We start from the raw sequence: 26,187 nt of genomic DNA on the forward strand, positions 1-26,187 counted from the left end.
TGAGGAACTGGTTCATTTTGCGAAATTTTACGTATAAGATAATATAGAGGGTGAAATGAATCAGGGAGATGACGGAATGATTGTTTTGAAATCGGCTCGAGAGATTGAGAACATGAAGGAAGCTGGAAAATTGCTTGCTTCTGTGCATAAAGAGCTTCGCAAGATCATCAAGCCAGGGGTGACGACCTGGGAAATTGACCAATTTGTTGAGGATTATCTGAAAAAGCATGGAGCCACACCAGAGCAAAAAGGCTACCGGAATTATCAATATGCAACATGCGCAAGCATCAATGATGAGGTTTGCCACGGTTTTCCGCGGAAAGAGGCTTTGAAAGAGGGCGACATTGTGACGATCGACATGGTCGTCAACCTGAACGGTGCCCTTGCTGATTCGGCCTGGAGCTATGCTGTAGGAGAAATCAGCGAACAGTCGCAAAAGCTGTTGGATGTGACGAAAGAGGCCTTATACCGCGGGATTGCTGCTTCCGTACCGGGTAATCGGGTTGGCGATATTGGCCATGCGATCCAATCATATGTTGAAGCAGAAGGATTTTCAGTTGTCCGCGAGTTCATTGGCCATGGGATCGGCTCGGTCATTCACGAAAAGCCGGAAATCCCTCACTATGGCTTGCCAGGCAAGGGGCCAAGACTCAAGGAAGGCATGGTGTTCACCATCGAACCGATGGTCAATGTCGGAGAATGGCCGACGAAAATGGACTCAAACGGGTGGACAGCAAGAACGGTTGACGGAACCCTATCTGCCCAGTATGAGCACACAATCGCAATCACAAAGGATGGTCCGATTATCTTAACGGATCAGGATTAAAAAATGTATGGGGCTGAACCAAAATTCGGTCCTTTCTTTTTGCGAAGTGTGAAAAAAATTTTCATCCTGCTTAAATAATGATGAAAATCTTTTGGTAAAATAAAGTGGTTAAAAAAGGGGGCAAAAACATGGCCAGTGAACTGAATGGACAAAATGTCATCGTTAAAATTAAAGCTATCTACTCATCGCTTTCATCAAAGGAGAAGGCGGTCGCAGATTATATATTAAAGAACACCCAGGAAATCATCCACCTCTCGATCACCGAGTTTGCGGAGTATGCCTCTGTTGCCGAAGCAACCATTTTCCGCTTTTGCAAACGGCTTGGATTCAGAGGATATCAAGCCTTCAAGATTGCCCTGGCTAGTGAACTCGTGGAACCGATCAAGAATATCCATGAAGAAATAAAAGAAGAGGATGAGGTCGTAACGCTTGCGGAAAAAGTGTTCGCCGGGCATATCGAGGCCATGAAGGAAACGCTAAACCTTTTGGATGCCAAAGTTCTTGAGAAGATTATCGATGTTCTTGTCCAAGCTTCGAAAATTGATTTTTACGGATCAGGCGGCTCATCTGCCATTGCGCTGGATGCCTATCATAAATTCCTGCGGACAGGCATCCATTGCAATTCCTATTGTGATGGACACCAGCAAATCATTTCTGCCGCGCTGCTTGGACCCGGTCAGGCTGCTATCGGCATTTCGCATAGCGGGAGCAATAAAGATGTCATAGAAGCGTTAAAAATAGCAAAAGCTAATGGGGCAGCGACCATCGCAATCACCGGACATTATAAGTCACCACTGTCAAAGGAAGCGGATTATGTTCTCTACACAACATCACGCGAGACACTTTTCCGGTCTGAGGCACTCGCATCCAGACTCGTCCAATTGAGCCTGATTGATGTGCTCCATGTGGCAGTATCAGTGCGCAGGCAGGAACAGACTTTAGGAAATCTGCAGAAAATCAGGGAAGCGATTTCCATTAAAAGATATTAACTCGCGAAAATTATTTTCTTCGATTTTATATACATATGAAAAAATATTTGATACTATCATATTATATTCAAGCTCTCTTCTTATGCAGAATCTGCACGAAAAGAGTTACATAAAAAGGAGTGCATCGAAGTGAAACTAGGAATGGTTGGCCTTGGTAAAATGGGCTATAACTTGGTATTGAATCTTATGGAAAACGGCCATGAGGTTGTGGCGAATGATATAAATGAAGAAGCAATGCAGAAAATCAAAGCAGAAGGCGCTGAAATTGCAGCAGACTATCAGGCAATGGCGGATATGCTGCCAAAGCCGCGCGTTATCTGGCTGATGATTCCTGCTGGTGATTTGATCGACCAGGTAATCGAGAAGTTCACGCCCTACCTTGAAGAAGGCGACATCCTGATTGATGGCGGAAACTCCAACTATAAGGATACGTTAAGACGTGCAGAAAAGCTTTCTGCTGCCGGCATCCACTTTATGGACGTGGGAACAAGCGGCGGAATGGAAGGCGCACGCAATGGAGCCTGCACAATGATCGGCGGCGACGCAGAGGTTTTTGCCCATGTTGAGCCAATCTTCAAGGACATTTCAATTGAAAAAGGCTATCTTTACACAGGGAAGGTTGGAAGCGGCCACTTCCTGAAGATGGTTCACAACGGTATCGAATACGGAATGATGCAGGCAATCGCAGAGGGCTTCGAAATCCTTGAGAAGAGCCAGTTCGATTACGATTACAAAGAAGTTTCACGCGTCTGGAACCACGGCTCTGTCATCCGCAGCTGGCTGATGGAACTGATGGAAAACGCATTCTCAAAAGAGCCAAAGCTTGAAAGCATAAAAGGCGTCATGCATTCATCAGGCGAAGGAAAATGGACAGTCGAAACCGCACTAGACCTGCAAACAGCAGCTCCAGTCATCGCGCTGTCACTGATGATGCGCTACCGTTCACTTGAAGATGATACCTTCACAGGCAAGGTTGTTGCTGCATTAAGGAACGAATTCGGCGGACATGCTGTCGAAAAAAAGTAAAAGCTTGAAATCAGGTTCTCCTCTAATAGAGGAGGACCTTTTTTGTTGTTCATAAAATTATCCTATTTTGCAAGATGGCTACATTGCTTTTTCCGTTATAGTGAAAGTGAATACGGAAAATGGAGGCGCGAAACGTGAAAACAAAGTGGTATTTCTTTTTCCTGACGACAGTTGCCGTTTCGGCTATTATATATGCTTTTCTTGGGTTCAAGGGCGATGGTCCTGCGGAAATTGGGGTCCTGATGATCGGGGAAAATCGCCATGAAAAGTTCACTGGCCTGGAAAAAGGGCTTAAGGATCTCGGTTACAGCGGCAAGGAGATCCATTTTACAGTGAAGAATGCGGATGATGATGAAAAGCTGCTTGATAAGCAAATCGATGATCTACTAAAAAGTGAGCCAGATTTAATTGTTACGCTTGGAGGGATCGAATCCCTGCGTCTAAAGGAAAAGTTGGATAAGGAGAAAATCAAAATTCCTGTTGTTTTTGCAGGTATTGCTGCACCGAAGGAATTGGGCTTGATAAAGGATTACAAGTCACCTGGCGGGATTTTTACCGGAATCAATAACTATCATGCCAGTATTTCTGGAAAACGACTTGAAATGCTGACATCACTGGTTCCGAAAATTGAAAAGGTGCATGTCATATATGACAGCAAGATTGACGTCAGCAACTTAAGCCTTAAAGAAACAAGGATTGCTGCCCAGGCACTTGGCGTGGAGATATCCCCATGTGATGCAAGCTCGAAGGAATGCCTGGAAACATTGTGGAAAACGGTTAAAGATGAGGAGGCGATCCTGATCCTCCCCAGTTTCAGGATCGAATCGCTGACAGATGACATTGTCAGGCTGACCGAAGAGAAAAAAATTCCTGCTATGGGATTATATGATTTTGAAGCGGAAAAGGGGCTCCTGGCAAGCTACGGATCCAGCTTTCATTCACAAGGCTACCAGGCGGCAAGATTTGTCAGCTTGATCCTTCAGGGAAACAAGCCGGGAGAACTTCCGGTCGAACTGCCGGATGGCATCCGTTTTGTCATCAACCAGCAGACAAAGGACGCACTTGGCGTCAAATATAATGACGATTTGCTGAAGTTGGCGGAGCTGATCCATCCCGAAGTGCAAGGAGGCCGAAGTCAATGAAAGCAATGACTGATTTTATGCAATCGCAGACAATCCGGAATAAGGTCCTTGTGTTTGGAGTGGCCATGTCGACCATTCCACTGCTGCTCATCAGCTTATTTTATTATTCTTTTGTAAAAGCGGATTTGGAAACGCGGATCATGGAAAAACAGGATCTTGTGCTTGAGAATTTGTCCCGTGAGATTGAATTTGAATTCAGCCAGACATTTCAGCGGATCCAGGTCCTTGCATCTCTCAATCTATTAGATAAAAAGCAAAGTGCTTTATATGAGCTTTTGCAGCAAAGCGAATCTGTCGAGGAGGTTGTGATCGCGGATGATAAAGGTTTTGTAGAGCAACGGGTGTCCCGATATGATCTCAATATCGCTGGAAGCATGGAGCGCTGGTTCGCGGATGATATGTGGTTCCAGCTGCAGACCCGCGATAAGGTATATGGCCAGGTAGACTTCAACCAGTATGGCCAGCCGGTCATGAAACTGGCGATCCCATTTTATGAAAATGGCACAAAGAAAGCGATTGGGGTAGTAGTCCAGCTCCAAAAAATCATCGGGAAAATATCTTCAATGCGCCAGGATCATTCTTCCTATATCTATCTGGTTGATGATAAAGACCGTGTCATCGCCCATCAGGATTACAGCAAAATCTGGCATAAACAGCCTTCTGGAGGCCATGATGAAATTGGCGTGACAGCGAAAATTAAAGAATTGAACTGGATTCTCGTGATGGAGCAACCGAAAACGACTGCGTTTGCTCCTATTAACAGGATATTGCAAAGCGGCATAGGTGCTGTCGCCCTCCTGATTTTGACGGTGAGCCTGATCAGTGTATGGGCGGGCCTTTATTTTACAAGGCCGATCGTTTCGATTGACCGGGAAATGAACAATTTGAAGCAGGGACGTAAAATCAGTCCTGTGAAAATGAGGCGTACCGATGAACTCGGGAAACTCGCCGATTCCTTTAACGACATGAGCAAGGAGCTGCTCGAAAAATCAAGATTGCTTGAGCAGGAGAAGGAAAGGCTCAATGTCGTGGTGAACGGGATTGGCGCGGGGCTGGCGCTCGTGACGAAAGAGTATCGGATCACCTGGATGAACCCGATTTTAAAAGGCTGGTTAAAAGAAGACCGGCTTACGCTCCCTTGTTATGCCTTGATTGGCGGGGAGAATACGCCATGCCTGAACTGTCCGATTACTTGTCCAGACCTTGATAAAATTGCCGATGAAGTCATGAAGTTCAAGGATGGGCCTAATGGCGAGCGGATATTCAGGCACAGGGTGTTCCCGCTGAATCACGCGATTGAGGAAGAAGGCGAATTCCTCGTCGTGCTCGAGGATATCACCGAGCAAAAACAAATGGAAGAAACGATGATCCAAACTGATAAACTGAGCGCACTTGGCATCATGGCATCGAGCTTCGCGCACGAAGTTAACAATCCGCTGGCAACAATCAATGTGTATGCGGAGGACTTGATTGACCGCATCCAGGCTGGCGACGAAGATTTGGATGAGGATGAGATGGAGCACTATCTTCGTAAAATCAAGGAGAACACTGAGCGCTGCAAAAAGATAACCGGGAATCTGCTCAATTTTTCCAGGAAAAACGATTGGACAGAAGATCATATACGGGTCAGGGAAATCATTGAAAGCAGCATCAGCCTTGTCGAACACCAGCTGAAAAAGCAGCGGATTCAGCTTGAGCTTCGGGTCCCTGATTCGCTGCCAATGGTGACCGGGGATGGACTAAAACTGATGCAAGTCATCGTCAACCTTATCAACAACGCAGTCGATGCGATGGAAAGCGAAGGCAGCCTGGTCGTCTCCGCTTCCGCAGATCAGCACGGGCAGGTTTCCATCAAAGTGACCGACAGCGGCCACGGAATACCGGCCGAAGCGATGGCTAAATTGTTTGATCCATTCTTTACGACGAAGCCGATCGGCAAAGGAACCGGACTTGGATTGTCCGTCTGCTATGGCATCATCCAGCAATTTGGCGGGACAATCACGATTGACAGCAAACCAGAGGAAGGAACAACGGTGGAAATCCAACTGCCGGCAGAACTGCAAGCGGGAATAGAAGGTGAAGATCAGTAAGAGGAAGACGGACCAGGTTTTTCCAGACAGCAAACAGATGCTAACCTGTATTCTGGACTAGAAACAATGGAGGTGGGCTACGATGTCAGCAACAAGATTATTGGTCGTTGATGATGAACAGGATTTGCTGGAGCTATTGGTAAGGCGGCTGAGGCGAAAGGGGTTCGATGTGAACAGCGCGGGTACGGCTGAGGATGCACTCGAGCTTGTGAAAAAGAATGAATACGACATCGGCGTTTATGATATCAGACTTCCAGGCATGGATGGCATTGAGCTGTTAAAAGAAACGAAGAAGATTCAGCCCGATATCGAAGTGTTGATCTTGACCGGGCACGGGACGATTGATACCGCCATTGAAGCGATGAAGATGGGCGCCTTTGATTATATCACCAAGCCATATAATCTGTCAGAGTTGGAATTGACGATAGGGAAGGCTGCTGAAAATAAGGCACTCAAAGAGAAAAACGACTCAATGAAGAAAATCATCGCACAGCATAATGAATTCAGGATAATTGGTGACAGTGCCAATTTTAAAGAAGTGATCGAGATGACGAGACGGATTGCCGACAGCGACGTGCCTGTCCTGATTGAGGGCGAAAGCGGCACTGGGAAGGAGCTGTTCGCGAAGGCTCTCCATTACTGGAGCTGCCGCGCTGATGAGCCATTTGTGCCCGTGAACTCCGGTGCGCTGCCTGAGCACTTGTTGGAGAGTGAATTGTTCGGCCACGCCCGTGGCGCTTTTACCGGAGCGAGCCAGGATAAGAAAGGCCTAGTCGAAGCGGCAAAAGGCGGAACACTGTTTTTGGATGAGTTGGGTGAAATGCCGCTGGCGCTTCAGGTAAAATTGCTGCGGTTCCTCGAAACAGGTGAATTCCGGCGTGTCGGCGATGTCCGCGAGCGCCATGTGACCGTCCGCGTCGTCGCCGCCACCAACCGGGACATGGAAAAAGAAGTTGCCGAGGGGCGATTCCGTGAAGACCTATATTACCGGTTAAATGTCGTCAAGCTGGCGATTCCGCCGCTCCGCGAACGGAAAGGCGATTTGCCTGCACTGATCGAGCATTTTATCGCGAGGACGAAAGACCCGTCGAAGCAGTTGTCGGCAGGAGCATTTGCTGCGATGGAGCAATACGATTTTCCGGGAAATGTCCGCGAGCTCAGCCACCTGATCGAACGCGGAGTGCTCTTGTCGAAGGGCAGCCTGATTGAAACCGACGATTTGCTTTTGCCAAAACAGGCAGCGGTTGGTGCTGCTCCCGCTGGTGGGGAATCAAGACTCTGCTCACTGGAAGAAGTCGAAAAAATACACATCGATAACGCCTTGAAGCAGATGAACTGGAACAAAACAAAAGCAGCAGATGTGCTCGGCATCAGTGTGCGGAATCTCTACCGAAAGATTGACCAATATGATTTGAAAGAGTAGTTTGTATGAGGGCGGCGAACTGGAAAAAAACGCGTGGAATTTCCAGTTCGCTATATAAATGAAAAAGTCGCTATATAAATGAAAAAGTCGCTATATAAATGAAAAAGTCGCTATAAAAAATGGAAACTCGCTATATAATCCAAACACTCGCTATAAAAATTTTATGGAACAGAGAAAAGGAATTTAAAATGTGAAAAGAGAATTATTTATTATAGAAGAAAAATAAGAGGGAGTGATGTGCTTGATTGAAAAAAATAGGGATTTTCCAAGAGAAATTACTGTTTTGAAGGCGATTTTAAGGAGATTCACCTTAAATCCGCAGCTGCAAACGGATCTTGAGAGCAAATTATCAAGAAAATCAGCAGGCTACAAAGGTGAAAAAGAACTAGACTATCATTTATCGCAATTTGACCACACAAGATTCTATATTTTACACGATTTAATAATTCCCCATAATAATACCCACTTCCAGATTGATTCCCTCTTGATATCAGAAACCTTCATGCTTGTCATTGACTCAAAAAATTTCGCTGGCACTTTGGACTTTCATCCGGAATTCAACTATTTGCTTCAAACTTTGAATGGAATTGAAAAGGTCTACCCTGATCCCATACTGCAAACAAGAACCCAAGCTGCGCAATTAAAATCCTTCCTAATTAAAAATCATTTTTCCCCACCTCCTATTGAATTCCTTGTTTCTATTAGCAACTCACAGGCAATTATCAGGAATCCTGGAAACCACCATGATGTAAGAGTAAGGGTTGGTAAAACTCCCGCTGTTGCCTATAAGATTCAGTCCTTTAATGACAAATATAAAAATGGGGTTTTATCAATAAAGGAAATAAGAAAAATCACCAAGCTGCTATTGAAAAGCCATGAACCATATATTCCTGATATTTCTTCAATGAATTTGCCTATGGATCAAGTAAAGAAAGGAGTCCAATGTCCGGAGTGCCAGCAGAACGGCATGAAAAAAATTTATGGCAATTTGATTTGTGAAAAATGCGGCCATTTATCAAGAGATGCTCATATAGAAGCACTTAGAGATTTCTTCATCATATTTGGCCCAGCTATTACGAGCAGACAATTCAGCGATTTCCTCCAGATCTCATCCATCCACCAGTCAAAAAGGCTGCTTTTGGCGTTAGACCTAGATAGCAGCGGTTCTACCAAAGGAAGAATCTATACCCCTGGCAAGAACTTCCCCTTATGGGATTAATCAAATCACCAAAGCGTATGTCATTCCTGCACACCATGTCAAAATGTCATATGCCAAAATTGCAGCATCATGACAAAATGGCACACAAGCAGCGTCTGAAACCGGCGATTAAAATCGGTTTCAGACGCTTTTTCTTGTTCACAGAAGTGTCACGATTCCACGAGCCTTACTGCCCCAAGGAATCGCAGCACCCATTCATCCGAAAACACTCCATGCCAAAAAAGTTGGCACGCAGCTTGCAATATAAATAGGCAAGAAAAAATAAAAAAGGAAGTGGCAACATGCTATCCAATATTGGTATTCCTGGTTTGATTTTGATCCTTACTTTAGCGTTGATCATCTTCGGCCCGAAAAAGCTGCCTGAAATCGGCAGGGCGTTCGGCCAGACTCTGAAGGAATTCAAGAAGTCGACGCGTGAGCTGACTAGTGACATTACTGACGACATTGTGGATGACATCAAGGAAATCAAGAAAGAAATCTAAACGCATAAAAAGAGGTGACGTAAAATGGGTCTTTTTTTAAATGAGAAAAAGGTAGATTACGATAAAATAGTCGACAAAATGCTGCCAGATGCTAAAAAAGAAATGGATGAATCACAGTATGACACAGAGCTCGGCCTGAACATGGCGCGTGATGCCAGAAAGGTCATCAGCGGCAAACTGAAAATCGAAGACTTCCATAAAATCTACTCTTCTTCGCTGACAAAGGAATTTGGCAACTATTATGCATCTGGTGATGGACCAGACATTAGGAAGGGTGACGGCCCGAAATGGGCGATGGTCATCGACCTGAAAAAATGCGTTGGCTGTGATACGTGTACCGTCAGCTGCAAGGCAGAGAACAGGACGCCGCCGGGCATCTCCTACAACGTCGTCATGGAATCGCTTGAAGGTGAGTTCCCGAATATCAAGGCAGTCAACCTGCCAAGGCCATGCATGCAATGTGACAAACCAGCTTGTGCCCAGGTTTGTCCGACAAGGGCGACTTATAAAATGGAAAACGGTATTGTCGCGATTGATAATGACCGCTGCATTGGCTGCCGATATTGCATCGTTGCCTGCCCGTATGGCGCCCGTTCATTCGATTTTGGAGAAAGCTATGAGCAGGAAGTGCAAGGCGCAAATGATGTAACAAGCCCTGAATATGGCGTCGAGCGCGGCAACCGCGAAAAAGGCAAGACACCAATAGGCACGGTCCGTAAATGCAGCTTCTGCTTCCACCGCCTGCAAAGGGGAGAAGAGCCAGCATGCGTGGAAACGTGCATTGGCGATGCTCGCTTCTTCGGAGACATCAGCGATCCGAACAGCGTGGTATCAAAGCTTGCTGCAAGTCCAAGAGCTTTCCGCCTGAAGGAAGAGCTTGGAACACATCCGAATGTCATTTATCTAAGATAGGAGGGACTGGCGATGGCCAATCTTGCTGTTGATTTAAAAGAGAAAAGCACATCAAAATCGAAAATCAATGTCACTGTGTCAAAAGCTTTTAAAATATGGATTTCTGCCCTGACTGTAGCCTTTTTGATCGGCGGGTATTTCATCGTAGAACGCTTCTTCACGGGGCTTGCGGCTACGAATCTATCAAGCATTACCCCTTGGGGAGCCTGGATTGCTTTTTACATCTTCTTCGTCGGCCTCAGCGCGGGTTCATTCCTGCTGTCGACCCTGATCTACGTTTTCGGGATGGAAGAATACGAACGGGTCGGAAAGGCGGCACTTTTCACCGCGATTGTCTGTATGATCGTCGCGCTGACCTTCGTGCTGATGGACCTTGGCCGTCCGGAGCGAATGCTCAACGCGATCATCTACTGGAATGTCACATCACCGCTTGCCTGGGAAGTCCACTTTTACCTGGTGTATATTGGGCTGTTAACAGTTGAGCTTTATATCGCGATGAGGGAAGATCTCGTCCGCGCGGCAAAAACAAACTCATTGAAAGGCTTTATCGCAAGATTCATCACCTTCAAAAATGCGACTATCAATGCAGCGACGAAAAAGCGTGACCATATGTGGATGAAAATCCTTGGTACAATCGGGATCCCGCTGGCAATCCTTGGGGTGCACGGCGGAACAGGAACGATTTTCGCTGTTGTAAAAGCACGTCCGGCCTGGAATACAGCACTTTTCCCGATCATTTTCGTCGTATCGGCAATGGTTTCTGGAACGGCTCTTCTTTTAGCGATGTATATCATCAAGAAAAAAGTCCAGAAGCAGGAAATAGATAAAAACATGGTTGTATCGCTTGCAAAATTGATGGTCGGGTTTCTGATCATTGACCTTGGCCTTCAATTCTATGAATATCTGATTGGCTGGTACGGACTTGAGGCAGAACACCTTGATACGCTTGCGACAATGATGGCCAGTGAAAAAGCATGGTCGTTCTGGTTCGTGCAAATGTTCCTTGGAGCAGTCATTCCGATTACAATCGTTTTCTGGAAAAAAACAAGCCAAAACGTCAATGCACTGCTTGCAGCAGCTGTCCTTATCGTCATCGGGATCATCGGCGTCCGCTTCAACATTGTTGTTCCGCCGCTTGTCGTGCCAGTTTTCCACGAACTGCCCTGGGGCAATTACGCACCAACGATTCGGGAATGGATGGTCAGTGTCGGTGTCGTGGCAATGGGACTCTTAATCTATTCATTCGGCGAGCTGCTGCTGCCAATCGAAGAAACTTCTGACGAGGTGAGCCATAATGGAAAATAAACCAATGAAACGGCGTGGGTTTTTAAAAGCGCTCGGTACGCTGAGTGCGGTCGCGTTTGTCGGTCCGGCTTTCGTCGGGCCAATCAAGCAGGTCATGGGCGGTGTCTGGACGGATGAACCACATGGAACCGGCACCGATTATCAGGATTATACAGCAGAAAATGTCATCTTCACATCATGCCAGCAATGTAATGCGACATGTACGATTAAGACTTATATTACAGCCGGGGCGGCAGGCGGAGCTTACTCATCCATCGTCCGCAAGATTGCCGGCAACCAGTACAGCCCAATCAACATGGTTCAAATCGGCCATATCAACTACGATACTCCAGTATCCCAGGCTGTAAAAGGAACCGGCAATGTCGCTAAAATGGGACGCGGTCTCCGCGGCGGACGCACCTGTCTTAAAGGCCAGGCCGGCATCCAGAGCAACTATGATGCCTTCCGGATCCAAAAGCCGCTCAAGCGTGTCGGGGAGCGAGGCAGCGGTGTCTGGAAAACGGTCACTTGGGAACAGGCTTATAAGGAAATCCTTGAGGGCAGCAAGGATCTTCGCACTCCAGGGCTAAAAGAAATGTGGAAGTTTGCACCCGAAGAAGCGGTCATGGGAGACTGGGATAAACTGAAAGCAGGAGAAATGACCAAAGCTGAATTCGATAAAAAATACAAAGATATCCTGATTGATACAAACCATCCTGACCTTGGGCCAAAGGCCAACCAAATTGCCGTTATGGCCGGACACAGACGCGAATTCATCGAGCGTCTGGCTGTCAACAGTCTTGGTACAGCCAACTTTTACGATCACGGCGGATATTGCGGAATCACCAGTGTAATGGGCAATGCCCGCTCGCATGATGCCGAAAAGCCAAAGAAACGGATGATTCCCGATTATGACAACGCTGAGATGGTCATCGTCTGGGGAACAAATCCGATGGTCGCTAACCGGGGACCGACAACTTTCGCACCGCAGATCACTAATGCCATCGATCGCGGCATGAAGATGGTTGTCATCGATCCGCGTTTCAGCAAGACAGCTGAGAAAGCGCATGTATGGGTTCCGGTAAAACCGGGCGGTGATGGGGCGCTGGCAATGGCGATGTGCCGCTGGATCATTGAAAACAATCGCTATGACGATATTTACCTGCGAAACCCGAACCAAGAAGCAGCGAATGTAGATGGCGAAACAACCTGGAGTGATGCATCCTTCCTTGTCAATGCCGGGGATAAGAAGCGCCCGTTCGTCCGTGCCAAGGATCTGGGCATCGGGGGCGAGGAGTTTGTTGTCATCGAAAATGGCAAACCTGTGCTGCATACGAAAGCTCGCAATGGCGACCTGGATATTGATACAACGATCAACGGCATCCAGGTGAAATCCGTCTTCAGGATTTTTAAAGACAGGGTCATGGAAAAATCAATCGAAGAATACGCGAAACAGGCAGATGTACCGGTGGAGCAGATTGTCCAGATTGCACGCGAATTCACATCTCACGGTAAAAAGGTTGGAATCCATGCATACCGCGGTCCGGCAATGCACACAAATGGCTATTACAGTGTCCGTGCCATCAATATGCTGAACCACCTTGTCGGCAACCACGACTGGAAGGGCGGCGACACCGTTCTCGGCGCCAAATACAAAGCAACTGAAGGACGCTATGATCTTGCGTCTGTACCGAATGCTAACAAAGGCTGGGGTATCCCGGTAACAAGGCATAAGATTCCATATGAAAAAACATCCTTATTCGAAAAGGATGGCTATCCTGCAAAACGTCCATGGTACCCGTTTGGCAATAAACTGATCCACGACGTGCTCCCAAGCTCTGCGGAAGGCTATCCGTATAAAATCAGGGCTTTGCTGATTAACAGGACTTCCCCGGTAATGGCTGCGCCAAGATCCGAGATGCAGGCTAAATTCATCAGGGATCCTAAGGTTGTTGAACTGGTTGTAGCATCTGATGTGATTATTGGTGAGACTTCAAAGTATGCAGATTTCATCTTACCGGATCTTGCTTATCTTGAAAGTTGGAATGCGGAAGACATTTTCCCAATCCTCAAGCATAAATTTGCTGGTATCATCCAGCCGGTGACTAGAGTGGTTCCTGACGCGCGTCCAACGGAACAGGTCTATATCGATCTTTTAAAAGGAATGGGATTGCCAGGTGTCGGAGACAATGCGCTGGCTGATGGTTCAGCAATACACAACCCAGAAGACTACTACCTTAAACGGGTTGTGAACATCGCATTTGACGGCCAGAAACCTGTCAAGGATGCAAATGCGGAAGAGCTGGCGATTTTCGAAAAAGCAAGGCAGAAGGCACTCGGCAAATATTTTGACATCCAGAAGCTAAAAAATGCTGTCAAACCGGAAGAATGGAAGAAAGTCGTCTACGTACTGAACCGCGGTGGACGCTTTGAGGCAGCAGGAGATGAATATATCGGAAACAAACTTAAGTATCAATGGGCTAAACAGGTTTATTTTTACGACGAAAAGGCAGCAGGCTTCAAGAGTGCTTACACAGGCAAATTCTTTGAAGGCGTGCCGGTAGCTGAGGAAATAAAGACATACGATGGCGAAGTCTACAAGCCAAACAAACCGCTGCAATTCATTAACTGGAAATCAAGGAATATGGCAACGCACCGTACGGAAGGTAATACATGGCTGCGTGAAGTGAAGCCGGAAAACTATCTGTGGATCAATCCGATCGACGCGAAGAAAAAAGGCATCCAGACTGATGATGAAATCTACATTTCATCTAATAACTCAAAAGTTAAAGGGCGTGCACTCGTGACACCGGGAATCAAGCCAGGTGTCGTTGGAGCGAACTTCAGCTTCGGTCATGATGCATATGGCTCAAAAGCAGTCAAAGTGGACGGCAAAACAATCGAGCCAGCCGGCAAATACGGCCATACTGGCTATGAATTCAATAAGCCGCTCCATGAGGAATCAGGATATGCTAAGCCTCGTGGGCAGGGATTCTCTGTTAACGCCTTGTCTGATCGAGATGGCAGCTACTTTGAAGGCTATCTCGCAGACTTGCTGATTGGCGGCCCGGCACAGCAGGACGTATTCGTGGATGTTGAAAAGGCTTAATATCATTAGGGTGGAAGCCCTGAAATTTCTTTAAAGTAAAGGTGGAGACAATAATGGAAGAACGATATGGAAAGCTGGCGATTGCGAATATCATGACAAGCATCTGGCTTGGGGACTGGGACACCTATGAAGCATTCATGAACGAAATCCCTGAGGGAATGCGGAGGGAGCTTAGATTTCATTCCTTATATAATCGGGATGAGGTGCACCTCTGGTATGACAATCACTTTTTCATACCTGGAGAACACTTTGTCTCCCCTTACTTTTCATCCTATACGAAGAAAAATGAAGATGAAGAAGCCCGCAGGCATGAGCTGCTGTGCTTGATCGGCCTTTATGAAAAAACTGCTTTTTACTTCCCGCTCGAGCAGGATCGGCTGCCAGATCACTTCGGCAGTATGACCGCGTTCATGAGTTCGATTTTACAGGGGGAAATCAAGGCAGAGCAAGAAGGTAATCAGGATTACCTAAAGCAGCTTGAAGAAATAGAAGCAGAGATGCTGGCCCGGTTCATCAAGCCGGTCTTGAAGCCGATGCTCGATAATGCAGAAACGAAAATTACCCTTCCATTCTTTAAGGAGTTTCTCAGCTTTTATGCAGAAGTGATGAGTGAAGACTGGATGGAGGCAGCCTAAAATGAAGAAACGGTCCTCCAAGTGGGGGACCGTTTCCTTGTTGTTTAGAAATTATAAAAGTATTTTTGTGTGGATAACTACATATGGGAGTCTTAATCCAGCTCCAGCGCCTAGCCCCTCGAGACGCTTCGGTCCTGCCAATGAAGTCAAAGAACGACTTCACTGTCAGGCCCTCCAGCGCTTGTCGGGGCTGAACAAGGCGCTTGCGCTTTTTGTTCTATCGAACATTTACTTATTCTGTTTGAAGAAATCGATGAACGCTTGATAAAACTCTACACCCTGATAAAACATAAAGCTGAACGCTGTCAGGGAAAAGAACCCAATCATTAAGAATCGAAACCACATATCCATTCCTCCTTGATTTTTTATTCTGATCATCAAGGAGACTTAATCACATAATTCGATTGGAAAAAGACTGCCGTCAAGAATGAAAATTGGCTTCCAAATTTTATTACTCTGTGATTAATTTGTGTGAAAGTGATAGTTGAAATAAGAAGAACGAATACATTCAGGATGAAAAGGGTTTTTTTATCATCCAAATCAGGACCTGGCAGTTGTTCATGGACTTGTTCCATGGGAAGGATGACTTTTGATTTGGCGTCTACTGCTAGGTTTTTTTGTGCAGGAAGGGTTCCGTGAGCAAGTAAAAACAGGATAAACAGGCTGAGCGCGGACATAGTCAGCTTTTTCACGGTTCTCACTCCCCTTGAAAAGTAATAACACTATCGTATAACAATATATGCGTAGTGGAAACAAAAAAGTTTTGACATTTTTCTCAGAATAAAAAAACAGGCACCGTATCATAGCCAGTGCCTGCTCCAATTATTGCTTTCTCAAGTTTCCTAGCTCTTCAGCGATTGCCTGCATTTCATTCGGGCTGAAGGTGTTTTTTCGCATGATCATATCAAAGATTTCCTTGAGTTCTTCATACATCTCGCCGTCAAAATGTGTCGACTTGATTGCGCCGAGGTTCATGACATTCAATTTTTCCTTGATTTTTTCAATCATGTAGTCAACGTTTTCAGGGGAATTTTTAGTTAAGTCCACGCCGTTCATCCTTTCAATGGTTGTACAACCATCTTTCCATGTCCGTCAAAAAAAGTCAATTACAAATCCGGCGCCAGTTGACGCCGGATTTGTCATTATGCACTTAACGATTTTTCCTCTTTTTTCTCTTCCTTGATCGTGTTCAAAATTTTCCTTGTTTCCACTACAACAACGCCGGACAATCCGAGAAGTCCAATCAGGTTCGGGAATGCCATCAGGCCATTCATCACATCGGCGACACCCCAAACGATTTCAAGCTGGGAAATCGCACCGACGAACACAGCAGCGACAAATGCGATGCGGTAGTATAAAATCACATTTTTGCTGAAGAGATAGGAGAAGCATTTTTCCCCGTAATAAGACCAGCCGATGATCGTTGATGAAGCGAAGAACAACAGCCCAATCGCCACAATTACTGAACCTGACTGGCCAAGGAACTTGTCAAAGGTCGCTGAGGTCAGGTCAGCTGCCGTCGTATCGCCCGTATACAAACCGCCCATGACGATGGTGATTCCGGTGATTGAGCAGATGACGATTGTATCGATGAACACCTGGGTCATCGATACAAGTGCCTGGCGCCCAGGCAAATCTGTCTTGGCTGCAGCAGCAGCGATCGGTGCGGAACCAAGACCGGCTTCATTCGAGAATACACCGCGGGCAACACCCATCCGAATGACAGTTCCAAGTGCACCGCCAGCCACGGCTTCCCCTGTGAATGCATCTGTAAAAATAAGTCCAATAGCGGCTGGTACAAGATCAAAGTTCATAATCATGACGACAAGACCCGCGATGAGGTAGAATCCGGCCATCACTGGTACAAACAGGGCGGTCACCTTCCCGATGCTCTTGATCCCGCCAATTAAGACAAGAGCAGTAAAAATCGTCAAGACTAGACCTGTAACCCATGCCGGCACTGAAAAGGTCGACTGTACGACACTGGCTACTGAATTCGACTGAACAAGATTGCCGATTCCAAAAGCCGCGACTGCGCCAAATAGCGCGAATAAGACCCCAAGCCATTTTTGGCCTAGCCCGCGTTCAAGATAATACATTGGGCCGCCGGACATCTCGCCATCCTTGTCTTCAACCCGGTATTTTACAGCCAGGACAGCTTCTGCATATTTCGTGGCCATTCCAAAAAAGGCTGTAATCCACATCCAGAACACCGCGCCAGGTCCCCCAGTGAAAATTGCTGTCGCCACGCCGGCGATATTACCAGTGCCAACTGTCGCAGCAAGTGCCGTCATCAAAGCCTGAAAATGAGAAATATCACCGTCAGACCGTTTATCCTGTTTTTTCGAAAAAGCCAGCTTAAGCGAGTAAGGCAGCAGCCTAATCTGCAGAAAGCCAATGCGGATGGTCAGGTAGATTCCAGTCCCGACAAGTAAAATCAAGAGAGGGGGTCCCCAAACCCAGCCGCTAATTTTTCCAATCCATTCCTCAAATGTCATAGTGTGCCCCCTTATAAAATTATCTTCATAAAATGTTCTCTAACAAGAATATTCTGATAATTAATCCGAGTCAAGCAATATCCATCAGGTAAATCTTTGAATTTCCACTGTATTCACTGTTCCCAAGACGTTTGACGATGTTTAAAAAGTTATTCTTTTTCTGGATTATTTGAAATTTTTTTCTGCGCGCTTGCATGAAGTGATGTCTATCGTGGAAAATGTTAGGTAGGTGACAGGCAAGTCTTGTCTGCGAAATGAGAAGCAAGATATTAGGAGGAGAAAAATGGGCAGTTCAAAAAGGTTTTGGATGGGGATGTTTTTAGGTGCAATGGCCGGGGGTGCAGTAAGCCTTCTGGAAAAATCGACGCGCCAGGCGGTAAAAGAGGATTTCAGCAAGGTATCGTGCGGAGTTGCGTATGTTGTTAAAAATCCGAATGCATTCATCGATGACATTAAAGAAACAGCGAATAAAGTCCGTACTACAGTGGAACAAGTAACAGAGGATGTTGCGTTCATCACGGAAAAAGTTGAAGAGATCAAAGATGTGCCGCCCCAGATTACCGAATTGGTGAAAGGGACAAAAGAGTCATTGAGGAAATTAGCAGCATCAGGAGATACAAAGCAGCATATAGATGGACAAGAATGATGGATAGGCTGATCACTTGCAGGAGCATGGAAGCTAAAAAAGAGGTGAATCAATGATTGATATGTCATTTTTCAGGCAAATGTGGCACAGGATACAGGAAGACGATGTTCCGGCACTTGCTGCCCAGCTTGCATACTTCTTGTTGCTTTCCTTGTTTCCGCTTTTGATCTTTCTGGTCACATTGGTTCCATATTTGCCAATTTCAGAAATGGATATCCTTGGATTTTTTGATGATTATGCTCCAGGAGAATCGATGGATCTAATCAAAAACAGCCTGGAGGATATCATGAAAAAAGATGGAAAGTTGTTGTCTTTCGGATTGCTGGCGACCATTTGGTCTGCTTCGAATGGAATCAATGCGATTGTAAGGGCATTTAACCGAGCCTACCGGGTAGAGGAAACAAGATCGTTTATCGTAAGCCGGTTAATGGCCATTTTTTTAACGTTCGGGATGATATTTGTCTTCCTCGTCGCTTTGATTTTGCCGGTATTCGGCAAAGAAATAGGCAGCTGGCTGTTCGCGAACTTTGGGCTGAGGGAAGAGTTCATCTATGTCTGGAACATGCTGCGCTGGCTGACCAGTATCTTGATTCTTTTTATTGTTTTTCTCGGGTTATACTGGATCGCACCAAATAAAAAGCTGACTTGCATAAGCGGGTTGCCTGGATCCGTTTTTGCGACTGGAGGATGGGTGCTGGTATCACTCGGATTCTCCTACTATGTCAGCAACTTTGCTTCCTACACCGCAACGTACGGAAGCATCGGCGCGATTATCGTACTGATGATCTGGCTCTATTTGTCAGCATATATTATAATCATTGGCGGGGAAATCAATGCCTATTTCAGTGAAAAGAAAGCCGGCTGCTGATGTCATTGACTCCTGAAATTACCTCTGTAAGGTACGCTGTTTTAGCAAATGATAAAGGGGAGGAATGCTCCTCACTTTTTATGACAGGGGGAATTCAGGATGGCAAAGAAAACGAAAAAAGACGGAAGCACCAAGCAAAAAGGCAAAAGCAACCACAGCCAGAAAACATCAGGCTCAGCAAACGGATCCAACGGATATCACTAACAACAAGCGCCCCCACTCGGAGGGCGCTTTACTTTTGAGTGAAAGGTGACAGAAGGCAGCCGGGATAATGCCCTTTAAGAGGAAAAAGGATGGACAGAAATTGAGGCAATCCAGGAGAAAGTGTCCGTCATGATGGCGATGACGGACAGAAATCGGGGAAATGCAAGGGAAAGTGTCCATCATAAGGATGATGATGGACAGAAATCGGTGAAATCCAAGAAAAAGTGTCCTTCATGAGGTGGATGACGGACAAAAATCTGTGAAATGCAAGGTAATCTGTCCATCATGATGGCGATGACGGACAGAAATTGATGAAACCAAACAAAAAGTGTCCGTCATGAAGGTGATGATGGACAGAAATCATTGATATCCCACGAATAGTGTTCATCATAATAAAAAACTCCCGCCGGATCCGAAGTCCGGGCGGGAGACTACTTTATTTCAACAATCTCAAGCTATTCAGTATGACAAGGATGGTGCTTCCTTCGTGCCCGATGACGCCGTATGGCAGGTCGAGGAACTGCAGGAAGTTCGATGCGATCAGGACCATGATCACTAAAATCGAAAATACAATATTTTGTTTGACGATACGGTTCATCCGGCGTGACAGGTTGATGGCTTCGGCAATCTTCGGCAGGTCGTTTTTCATCAATACGACATCTGCTGTTTCAAGGGCGACGTCTGAGCCTTCTCCCATGGCGATCCCGACGTTGGCGGTTGCGAGCGCCGGAGCGTCATTGATGCCGTCGCCGACCATTGCGACCTGGCCGTGGTCCTCTTTGAGCTTCTTCAATTGCTGAACCTTTGTTTCTGGAAGGCATTCTGCGATATAGCCGTCAACATGGCTTTCAGCGGCAATGGCTTTTGCGGTATTTTTGCTGTCGCCTGTCAGCATCACTGTGTAGATGCCTTCTGATTTCAACAAATCGATGGCCTGTTTTGTTTCTTCACGGACGACATCCTTTAAGGCGATCAGGCCGGCAAGCTGGCCATTCCGTTCGATGAAAACAATCGTCTTGCCTTGGGATGCAAGTGCCACTGCTGCGCCATCAGAGAATGCTTCTGCGACAGGCCTGCCGACAAAGTCCGCTTTCCCGATTTTCCAATCCTCGTTTTCGAAATGAGCTTTAACGCCCCACCCGGAAACATCCTCGATGCTTTCAGGATGCACAAGCTCCCTGCCGAGAACATCCTTTGCATAATTCACGATTGCATTTGCCAGTGGGTGGTTGGAGTGGCTCTCGATCGATGCGGCTTTAAGCAAAACTTCATCACGGTCCAACCCGTCAGCTGCGATCACATCCGTCACTTCCGGTTTACCCTTTGTGAGTGTACCCGTTTTATCGAAGGCAATGGCTTTAAGATGGCTAAGATTCTCCAGGTGGACGCCGCCTTTGAACAGTATCCCGTGTTTTGCCCCATTAGAAATCGCTGACAACGTAGCCGGCATGATTGATGCCACTAGGGCACATGGGGAGGCAACTACAAGCAGGATCATCGCCCTGTAAAACGTTTCTGTCCAGCTCCAGCCCAGCAGGTAGTGGGGAACGAACATCATCAGCACTACAACGATGAGCACGACTTTTACATATGTCCCTTCAAATCGTTCGATGAACAGCTGTGACGGGGATTTTTCGCTCTGTGCATTCTGGACAAGCTGGATGATCTTCTGGAACAATGTTTCATTGTTTGGCTTAGTTATTTCAACTGTCAGGGAACCTGTCAGGTTTACAGTGCCTGCGAAAACATCATCTCCGGTATCCTTTGATACTGGTATGGATTCCCCGGTGATCGCTGCCTGGTCTATCGTTGTCTGGCCCTTGGCTATTTTGCCGTCAGAGGGAATCCTTTCGCCCGGTTTGACCAAAATTAAATCGCCGATTTCCAGTTCGGATACATGGACTTTCCTTTCAACACCATTTGTGATTCTCAATGCTTCCTCTGGCTGCAGCTCCATCAATGAGGAAATTTCCTTATGGCTTTTATTCATGGTGTACGTTTCAAGCGCTCCGCTCATCGCAAAAATGAAAATCAAAATTGCGCCTTCTGTCCAATAGCCGATAATGGCTGAGCCGATCGCTGCAAAAATCATCAGCATTTCAACATTCAATTCTTTTTCTTCGATTGTCGCTTCAATGCCTTCCTTCGCTTTGGCGAAACCGCCGATTACATAAGCCAGGATAAAAGCGATGACCGACGCTGTTTGTGAATCTCCTTTGCTTAAGATCCAGCCTGCCGCTATCAGGATTCCACTGATGGCGGCGGCAATCAGTTCAGCGTGTGGCTTGATTTTTCCAAAAAGATTCCCTTCTGGAACCGAGTTTGGTTTTGCAATTGCATTAGCTCCCTGTGCCATCCTTTTCTCCTCCTTTGACATCTCTAATTGATACTAATAATCACCATCACTACCCTTAAAAAATACGAAAGCTGCCACCGGAACGGTGACAGCGAAAAGCCAGAGCAAAAGATACATATTGTGTTTATTATTATGTTACCATACACTATATGCTTTTGAAAGAATAATGCAATAGTCTAAGGAGAAAGATAGATGACAACTAAAGACTTTTTTACCCACCCGCTTGGCATTGTTGTGTCGGCAGCAGGGGCAACCTTCCTCTGGGGAAGTGCGTTCCCTTTTATAAAATTGAGCTACGCAAGCCTGGACATCAAGCCGGATGAAATCGGCGAGCAAATGCTGTTTGCGGGATACCGGTTTCTGCTTGCGGGGCTTCTGATCCTGATTTTGTTCCTGTTTTTAAAAAGGAATATGAAATTCAGGACGGAGACGACCAAGCCTCTTTTAAAAATAGGTCTGTTTCAGACATTCCTTCAATATGTCCTGTTTTACATCGGACTTAGCTACTCAACGGGCATCCAGGGATCCATCATCGCCGGCACGACGTCCTTCTTCCAGATCCTGCTGGCTCATTTCCTGTATCCTGACGACAGGATGAGCCGTTTGAAGGTCGCCGGTCTGATGGTTGGCTTTACTGGGGTTATTTTTGCGAACTGGCCAAATGGTGAATATGAAATCCACTTTGGCATCGGGGAAATCCTGCTCATGGGCGCGATGCTTGCTGGTGCGTACGGCAATATCCTGGCAAAACAGGGAAGTGCGAAAATGGAGGTCATTTATTTGACGGCCTACCAGATGATCCTCGGTTCTTTGGGATTGATTGCGATTGGTGCTTTCACTGTCGGACTGGTTCCTTTCGATTTTGACCTCAAGTCCGGACTGATGCTCATCTATCTGGCTTTCCTCTCTGCAACTGGATTCATTTTATGGAACAATGTCATGAAGTACAATCAGGTTGGAAAAGTGTCGCTGTACCTGTTCCTGGTGCCGATATTCGGCGTCCTTTTATCATCGCTGCTTCTTGGTGAAGCGCTCCATTATTTTGTCATAGCCGGATTAGTCCTGGTTGTGGCCGGAATCGTTCTCGTGAACCGGCCTTCCCGTAAAAAAAACAGCCTCCCTGCCAAATAGGGGAGGCTGTTTCTCGTTATGCAGATTTTGCCTGCTGTTCAGACGCGTCATGTCGGACAGCGACCAGTGCGATGAAAATCAACAGCAGCATCGTGCTGATGACATAAAAGAAGCTGATTCCTTTCAGCCATTGGATGGCCAGTCCTCCAATGAACGGCCCGCTGATGCTGCCAAAACTGAAGAAAATACCGCACATCAGGTTGCCTGCCGGAAGAAGCGGCTTTGGCAGCAGGTCGGCCATATAACTGATTCCAAGGGAAAAAGTCGATCCTACAAGCGTGCCCGCTAAAAAGAAACAGATCAGCAGACCGATAGTCGAATTCTCCAGCAAACCGGCTGCAGTAAAAGAGATGAAGCCGGACAGGGTAACGGCAATCAATACATTCCGCCGCCCGAGCTTATCGCTTAAGATCCCGAGTGGAAGCTGTGAGAGAATGCCGCCGATGGCAAAGGCCGGAAGCAGGAGTGCGACTGCATCGACACCAATCCCTGATCTCATCGCGTACACCGGGAAGTTCCCGTTAATGCTTGCTTCCAAAAATCCGTAGCCAAAGGGAGGCAGGAAGGCGACCCAGGCATATTTAAACACCTTCCCGAACCTCTTCATCGTACCGAAGAAAGAAGTACTGTCAGTGTCATGTTCAGGCCGCTCGTTTTTCAGCAGCCATACCGTCAGCCAGGCAGCGAGGCTGATGGCAGAGGAAAGGATGAATGGCAGAGCGGTATTTATTTTTACAAGCCCGATCATCAACGGTCCAGCTGCGAATCCCAGCCCGAAAAATAATCCATAGATTGAAATATTCCTTCCAATCCGATCTTTTGCCGAAAAGGATGTAATCCATGTCTGGGTGGCAAAATGGAGCATATGGTCGCCAATTCCGATGGCGAGCCTTAAGATAAACCAGAACCAGAATGATTTCCATAACGGGAAAAATGCCAGCGAAACCGCGACGAGAAAGCCGCCGATAAGAATGATCGGTTTGTAGCCAAATCTGCGCAGCGGCGCTTCCATCAATGGCGAAGCTATCAAGATACCGATATATAATCCTGTTGCATGAAATCCATTCATCGAGGATGACACGCCATCCTGTTCAAAGATGATCGCAATCAAAGGCAGCAGCATTCCCTGGGAAAATCCCGAAATGGCAACGATGCTGACGAGGATCCAGAAACGAAGTTTTATGCTTATATTCATGATTCATATTCTCCCTGAGTATTGATACTCTTTTGATGTTAACGATATAAATTTTTATGTGCAATGTTTTTTTATTTTTAAATACAGGTAAAATAGTGTAATCTTCTTTGTGTCAGGGAAATATTTCTAGTTAAAAAGGAGAGATTCTAATGGAATTTAAAATGAAGCCAGAGGTTGGCTTTTATACAGAAACAGGTTTTGGAAGATTGGACATTGCTGGGGACGATGAATATGGATTCAGGCCATACCAATTGCTCGTTTCTTCAGTTGCGATCTGCAGCGGCGGAGTCCTGCGCAAGGTCCTGGAGAAAATGAGGATGGAAATCGAGGATATCCACATCCAGGCGGATGCTGAACGAGTTGAGGAAGAAGCAAACCGTGTCAGCAAAATCATCGTCCATTTCCGCATTGCCGGAAGCAATCTCGATGAAAAGAAAATCGAGAAGGCAATGGTGCTGACAAGGAAGAACTGTTCGATGGTGCAATCTGTGGTCGGAAGCATTGAGGTCGAAGAGACATTTGAAATCGTCTAATACATGATTTCCTTTCATAACATTTTGTTTTTTTATCTCCTTTGGAAGAACTGATAAAGTGACTAAGAATGTTGGTTAAGGGGTACAGATATTGAAAAAACAATAAGAGTTAACAGAGAGGAATCATACTATGGCAAACAAGATTTTCATGATTTTAACTTTCGTCGGTGTTCCGCTGTCTGTCATCGGAACGCTGATGCATTGGTCGAGTACAATGTTATTTATCATCTATTGTTTGACGATCGTTGCTCTGGCCAGCTATATGGGCCGGGCAACAGAAAGTCTGGCAATAGTAACAGGGCCGCGGATTGGCGGATTACTGAATGCGACCTTCGGCAATGCGGTTGAATTGATCATTTCCATTTTTGCGTTAAAAGCGGGGTTGATTGGAGTTGTTCTTGCTTCATTGACAGGTTCCGTGTTAGGCAACCTCCTGCTTGTAGCTGGGTTATCCTTTTTTGTAGGAGGACTGAAGTTCAAACGGCAGCACTTTAATGTTCATGATGCAAGACATAATTCTGCTCTTTTAATTTTTGCGGTGATTGTGGCCTTCGTTATTCCGGAAGTATTTGCGATGGATATGAATGAAAGCAGGACGCTCAGCCTTAGTGTCGGAATCTCGATTATCCTGATTGCGCTCTATCTTGCTGCACTGTTTTTCAAGCTTGTCACCCACAGAGGTGTTTACCAGCCTAAGGTTCAAAGCGGCGCCGAGCACCATGAAGAAGAACCGGAATGGGGAAAAGCCAAAGCGATCACGATCCTCCTTGCGGCAACAGTTGCTGTCGCTTATGTTGCAGAAAACCTTGTCCATACTTTTGAGGAAGTGGGCGAATCCTTCGGCTGGTCCGAATTGTTCATAGGGATCATCATAGTAGCGATTGTCGGCAATGCAGCCGAACATGCCTCAGCCGTCATCATGGCCTATAAAAATAAAATGGACGTCGCTGTTGAAATCGCCGTAGGCTCGACCCTGCAGGTTGCCATGTTTGTTGCGCCTGTTCTCGTGTTAGTTTCTTTGCTGTTTGAAAAGAGTATGCCTCTAGTATTCTCGATGCCTGAAATGGTTTCAATGGCAGTTGCCGTGCTCCTCTCCATCAGCATTGCAAACGACGGTGAAACAAACTGGTTTGAGGGGCTTACACTTATAGGCGCCTATGTTATAATGGGAATTGGATTTTACCTGCTTTAATATACTAGGATTAATGAACTCTGTTCCGGGAGGACAGGGTTCTTTTTTGCTGTAAAAATGAACATGCTTTACCTCGCGCATCTCGATTTATCAACATAGAGATAGTTAAAGGACATTTCAGAGCGTTATAGCCGCCAAAATGTCCAAGAAAAGCAGTTTAAAGGACATTTCCAAGCGTTGGGACAGCCAAAATGTCCAAGAAAAGCGGTTTAAAGGACATTTCCGAGCGTTGGGGCAGTCAAAATGTCCAAAAAAAGCAGTTTAAAGGACATTTCCAAGCGTTGGGACAGCCAAAATGTCCAAGAAAAGCGGTTTAAAGGACATTTCGAAGCGTTAAAGCAGTCAAAATGTCCAAGAAAAGCGGTTTAATGGACATTTCAGACCCAAATGAGCAGTCAAAATGTCCAATAGAAGGTTTAACAGAAGG

22 protein-coding genes are annotated in these 26,187 nt (G+C 46.2%); 17 read left to right on the top strand and 5 right to left on the bottom strand.

Translation table 11 applies throughout. From position 1 onward, the window contains the following. Positions 1–76: 76 nt before the first annotated feature. The 12 genes from map (at position 77) to QNH36_RS05025 (ending at position 15,137) form a co-directional block, all read left to right on the top strand. Positions 77–826: a type I methionyl aminopeptidase gene (map, locus tag QNH36_RS04970; RefSeq protein ID WP_283904873.1), complete on the top strand. Its 750-nt coding sequence runs from the start codon at positions 77–79 to the stop codon at positions 824–826. Positions 827–954: 128 nt separating this feature from the next. Continuing rightward, complete coding sequence (locus QNH36_RS04975; protein ID WP_283904874.1) at positions 955–1,815, top strand: MurR/RpiR family transcriptional regulator; 861 nt, start codon at positions 955–957, stop codon at positions 1,813–1,815. 129 nt (positions 1,816–1,944) lie between these two features. Further along, the gene (gnd, locus tag QNH36_RS04980) at positions 1,945–2,841 is read left to right on the top strand and encodes a phosphogluconate dehydrogenase (NAD(+)-dependent, decarboxylating) (protein ID WP_144475190.1); all 897 of its coding nucleotides are present in this window, start codon (positions 1,945–1,947) and stop codon (positions 2,839–2,841) included. Between the two features lie 134 nt (positions 2,842–2,975). Continuing rightward, complete coding sequence (locus tag QNH36_RS04985) at positions 2,976–3,983, top strand: ABC transporter substrate-binding protein (protein WP_251543972.1); 1,008 nt, start codon at positions 2,976–2,978, stop codon at positions 3,981–3,983. After that, positions 3,980–6,073 (top strand): ATP-binding protein, encoded by a 2,094-nt coding sequence (locus QNH36_RS04990; protein ID WP_283904875.1) that lies wholly within the window; start codon positions 3,980–3,982, stop codon positions 6,071–6,073. The genes QNH36_RS04985 and QNH36_RS04990 overlap by 4 nt, the downstream gene beginning before the upstream one ends. 82 nt (positions 6,074–6,155) lie before the next feature. Next, the gene (locus tag QNH36_RS04995; RefSeq protein ID WP_283904876.1) at positions 6,156–7,496 is read left to right on the top strand and encodes a sigma-54-dependent transcriptional regulator; all 1,341 of its coding nucleotides are present in this window, start codon (positions 6,156–6,158) and stop codon (positions 7,494–7,496) included. Between the two features lie 241 nt (positions 7,497–7,737). Further along, a complete protein-coding gene (locus QNH36_RS05000) occupies positions 7,738–8,715 on the top strand; it encodes a nuclease-related domain-containing protein (RefSeq protein WP_283904877.1) in 978 nt (325 codons plus the stop codon). Between the two features lie 281 nt (positions 8,716–8,996). Beyond that, positions 8,997–9,197, top strand: coding sequence for a twin-arginine translocase TatA/TatE family subunit (gene tatA, locus QNH36_RS05005; protein ID WP_251543964.1), 201 nt, complete (start codon positions 8,997–8,999; stop codon positions 9,195–9,197). A 24-nt stretch (positions 9,198–9,221) separates the two neighbouring features. Continuing rightward, complete coding sequence (locus QNH36_RS05010; protein ID WP_283904878.1) at positions 9,222–10,109, top strand: 4Fe-4S dicluster domain-containing protein; 888 nt, start codon at positions 9,222–9,224, stop codon at positions 10,107–10,109. Between the two features lie 12 nt (positions 10,110–10,121). Further along, positions 10,122–11,414: an NrfD/PsrC family molybdoenzyme membrane anchor subunit gene (nrfD, locus tag QNH36_RS05015; RefSeq protein WP_283904879.1), complete on the top strand. Its 1,293-nt coding sequence runs from the start codon at positions 10,122–10,124 to the stop codon at positions 11,412–11,414. After that, the gene (locus tag QNH36_RS05020) at positions 11,404–14,502 is read left to right on the top strand and encodes a molybdopterin-dependent oxidoreductase (protein WP_144475182.1); all 3,099 of its coding nucleotides are present in this window, start codon (positions 11,404–11,406) and stop codon (positions 14,500–14,502) included. Before nrfD ends, QNH36_RS05020 begins: the two co-directional genes overlap by 11 nt. A 53-nt stretch (positions 14,503–14,555) precedes the next feature. Then, positions 14,556–15,137: a molecular chaperone TorD family protein gene (locus tag QNH36_RS05025; RefSeq protein WP_283904880.1), complete on the top strand. Its 582-nt coding sequence runs from the start codon at positions 14,556–14,558 to the stop codon at positions 15,135–15,137. Positions 15,138–15,514: 377 nt separating this feature from the next. On the opposite strand, the gene QNH36_RS05030 is transcribed toward QNH36_RS05025, so the two are convergent. From QNH36_RS05030 to QNH36_RS05040, 3 genes are all read right to left on the bottom strand, one after another. Continuing rightward, on the bottom strand, positions 15,515–15,829 hold the full coding sequence (locus QNH36_RS05030) for a hypothetical protein (RefSeq protein ID WP_251543956.1): 315 nt from the start codon (positions 15,827–15,829) through the stop codon (positions 15,515–15,517). Between the two features lie 130 nt (positions 15,830–15,959). Further along, positions 15,960–16,184: a DUF1128 domain-containing protein gene (locus tag QNH36_RS05035; protein WP_144475179.1), complete on the bottom strand. Its 225-nt coding sequence runs from the start codon at positions 16,182–16,184 to the stop codon at positions 15,960–15,962. A 95-nt stretch (positions 16,185–16,279) separates the two neighbouring features. Next, positions 16,280–17,635, bottom strand: coding sequence for an alanine/glycine:cation symporter family protein (locus tag QNH36_RS05040; RefSeq protein ID WP_144475178.1), 1,356 nt, complete (start codon positions 17,633–17,635; stop codon positions 16,280–16,282). A gap of 283 nt (positions 17,636–17,918) precedes the next feature. Between QNH36_RS05040 and QNH36_RS05045 the strand changes: the two genes are divergently transcribed. Beyond that, a complete protein-coding gene (locus tag QNH36_RS05045; protein ID WP_144475177.1) occupies positions 17,919–18,281 on the top strand; it encodes a YtxH domain-containing protein in 363 nt (120 codons plus the stop codon). Positions 18,282–18,333: 52 nt separating this feature from the next. Beyond that, positions 18,334–19,149, top strand: a complete 816-nt coding sequence (locus QNH36_RS05050) for a YihY/virulence factor BrkB family protein (RefSeq protein WP_144475176.1) — start codon at positions 18,334–18,336, stop codon at positions 19,147–19,149. Between the two features lie 640 nt (positions 19,150–19,789). Here QNH36_RS05050 and QNH36_RS05055 read toward each other — a convergent pair. Next, entirely contained in the window at positions 19,790–21,709 is a 1,920-nt protein-coding gene (locus QNH36_RS05055) for a heavy metal translocating P-type ATPase (RefSeq protein ID WP_283904881.1), read from the bottom strand. 192 nt (positions 21,710–21,901) lie between these two features. On the opposite strand from QNH36_RS05055, the gene QNH36_RS05060 reads away from it, so the two are divergent. Next, positions 21,902–22,840, top strand: coding sequence for a DMT family transporter (locus QNH36_RS05060; RefSeq protein WP_283904882.1), 939 nt, complete (start codon positions 21,902–21,904; stop codon positions 22,838–22,840). A 16-nt stretch (positions 22,841–22,856) separates the two neighbouring features. On the opposite strand, the gene QNH36_RS05065 is transcribed toward QNH36_RS05060, so the two are convergent. Further along, positions 22,857–24,035, bottom strand: a complete 1,179-nt coding sequence (locus tag QNH36_RS05065; RefSeq protein ID WP_283904883.1) for an MFS transporter — start codon at positions 24,033–24,035, stop codon at positions 22,857–22,859. A gap of 149 nt (positions 24,036–24,184) precedes the next feature. Here QNH36_RS05065 and QNH36_RS05070 point away from each other — a divergent pair, with 149 nt between their 5' ends. Continuing rightward, positions 24,185–24,568 carry an OsmC family protein gene (locus tag QNH36_RS05070; protein ID WP_144475172.1) on the top strand — a complete coding sequence of 128 codons (384 nt, stop codon included), beginning with the start codon at positions 24,185–24,187 and terminating at the stop codon, positions 24,566–24,568. 130 nt (positions 24,569–24,698) lie between these two features. Beyond that, positions 24,699–25,760: a calcium/proton exchanger gene (gene cax / locus QNH36_RS05075; protein ID WP_283904884.1), complete on the top strand. Its 1,062-nt coding sequence runs from the start codon at positions 24,699–24,701 to the stop codon at positions 25,758–25,760. Positions 25,761–26,187: the final 427 nt, after the last annotated feature.

It is taken from the genome of Mesobacillus sp. AQ2 (assembly GCF_030122805.1).
Lineage (GTDB): Bacteria > Bacillota > Bacilli > Bacillales > Cytobacillaceae > Mesobacillus > Mesobacillus oceanisediminis_A.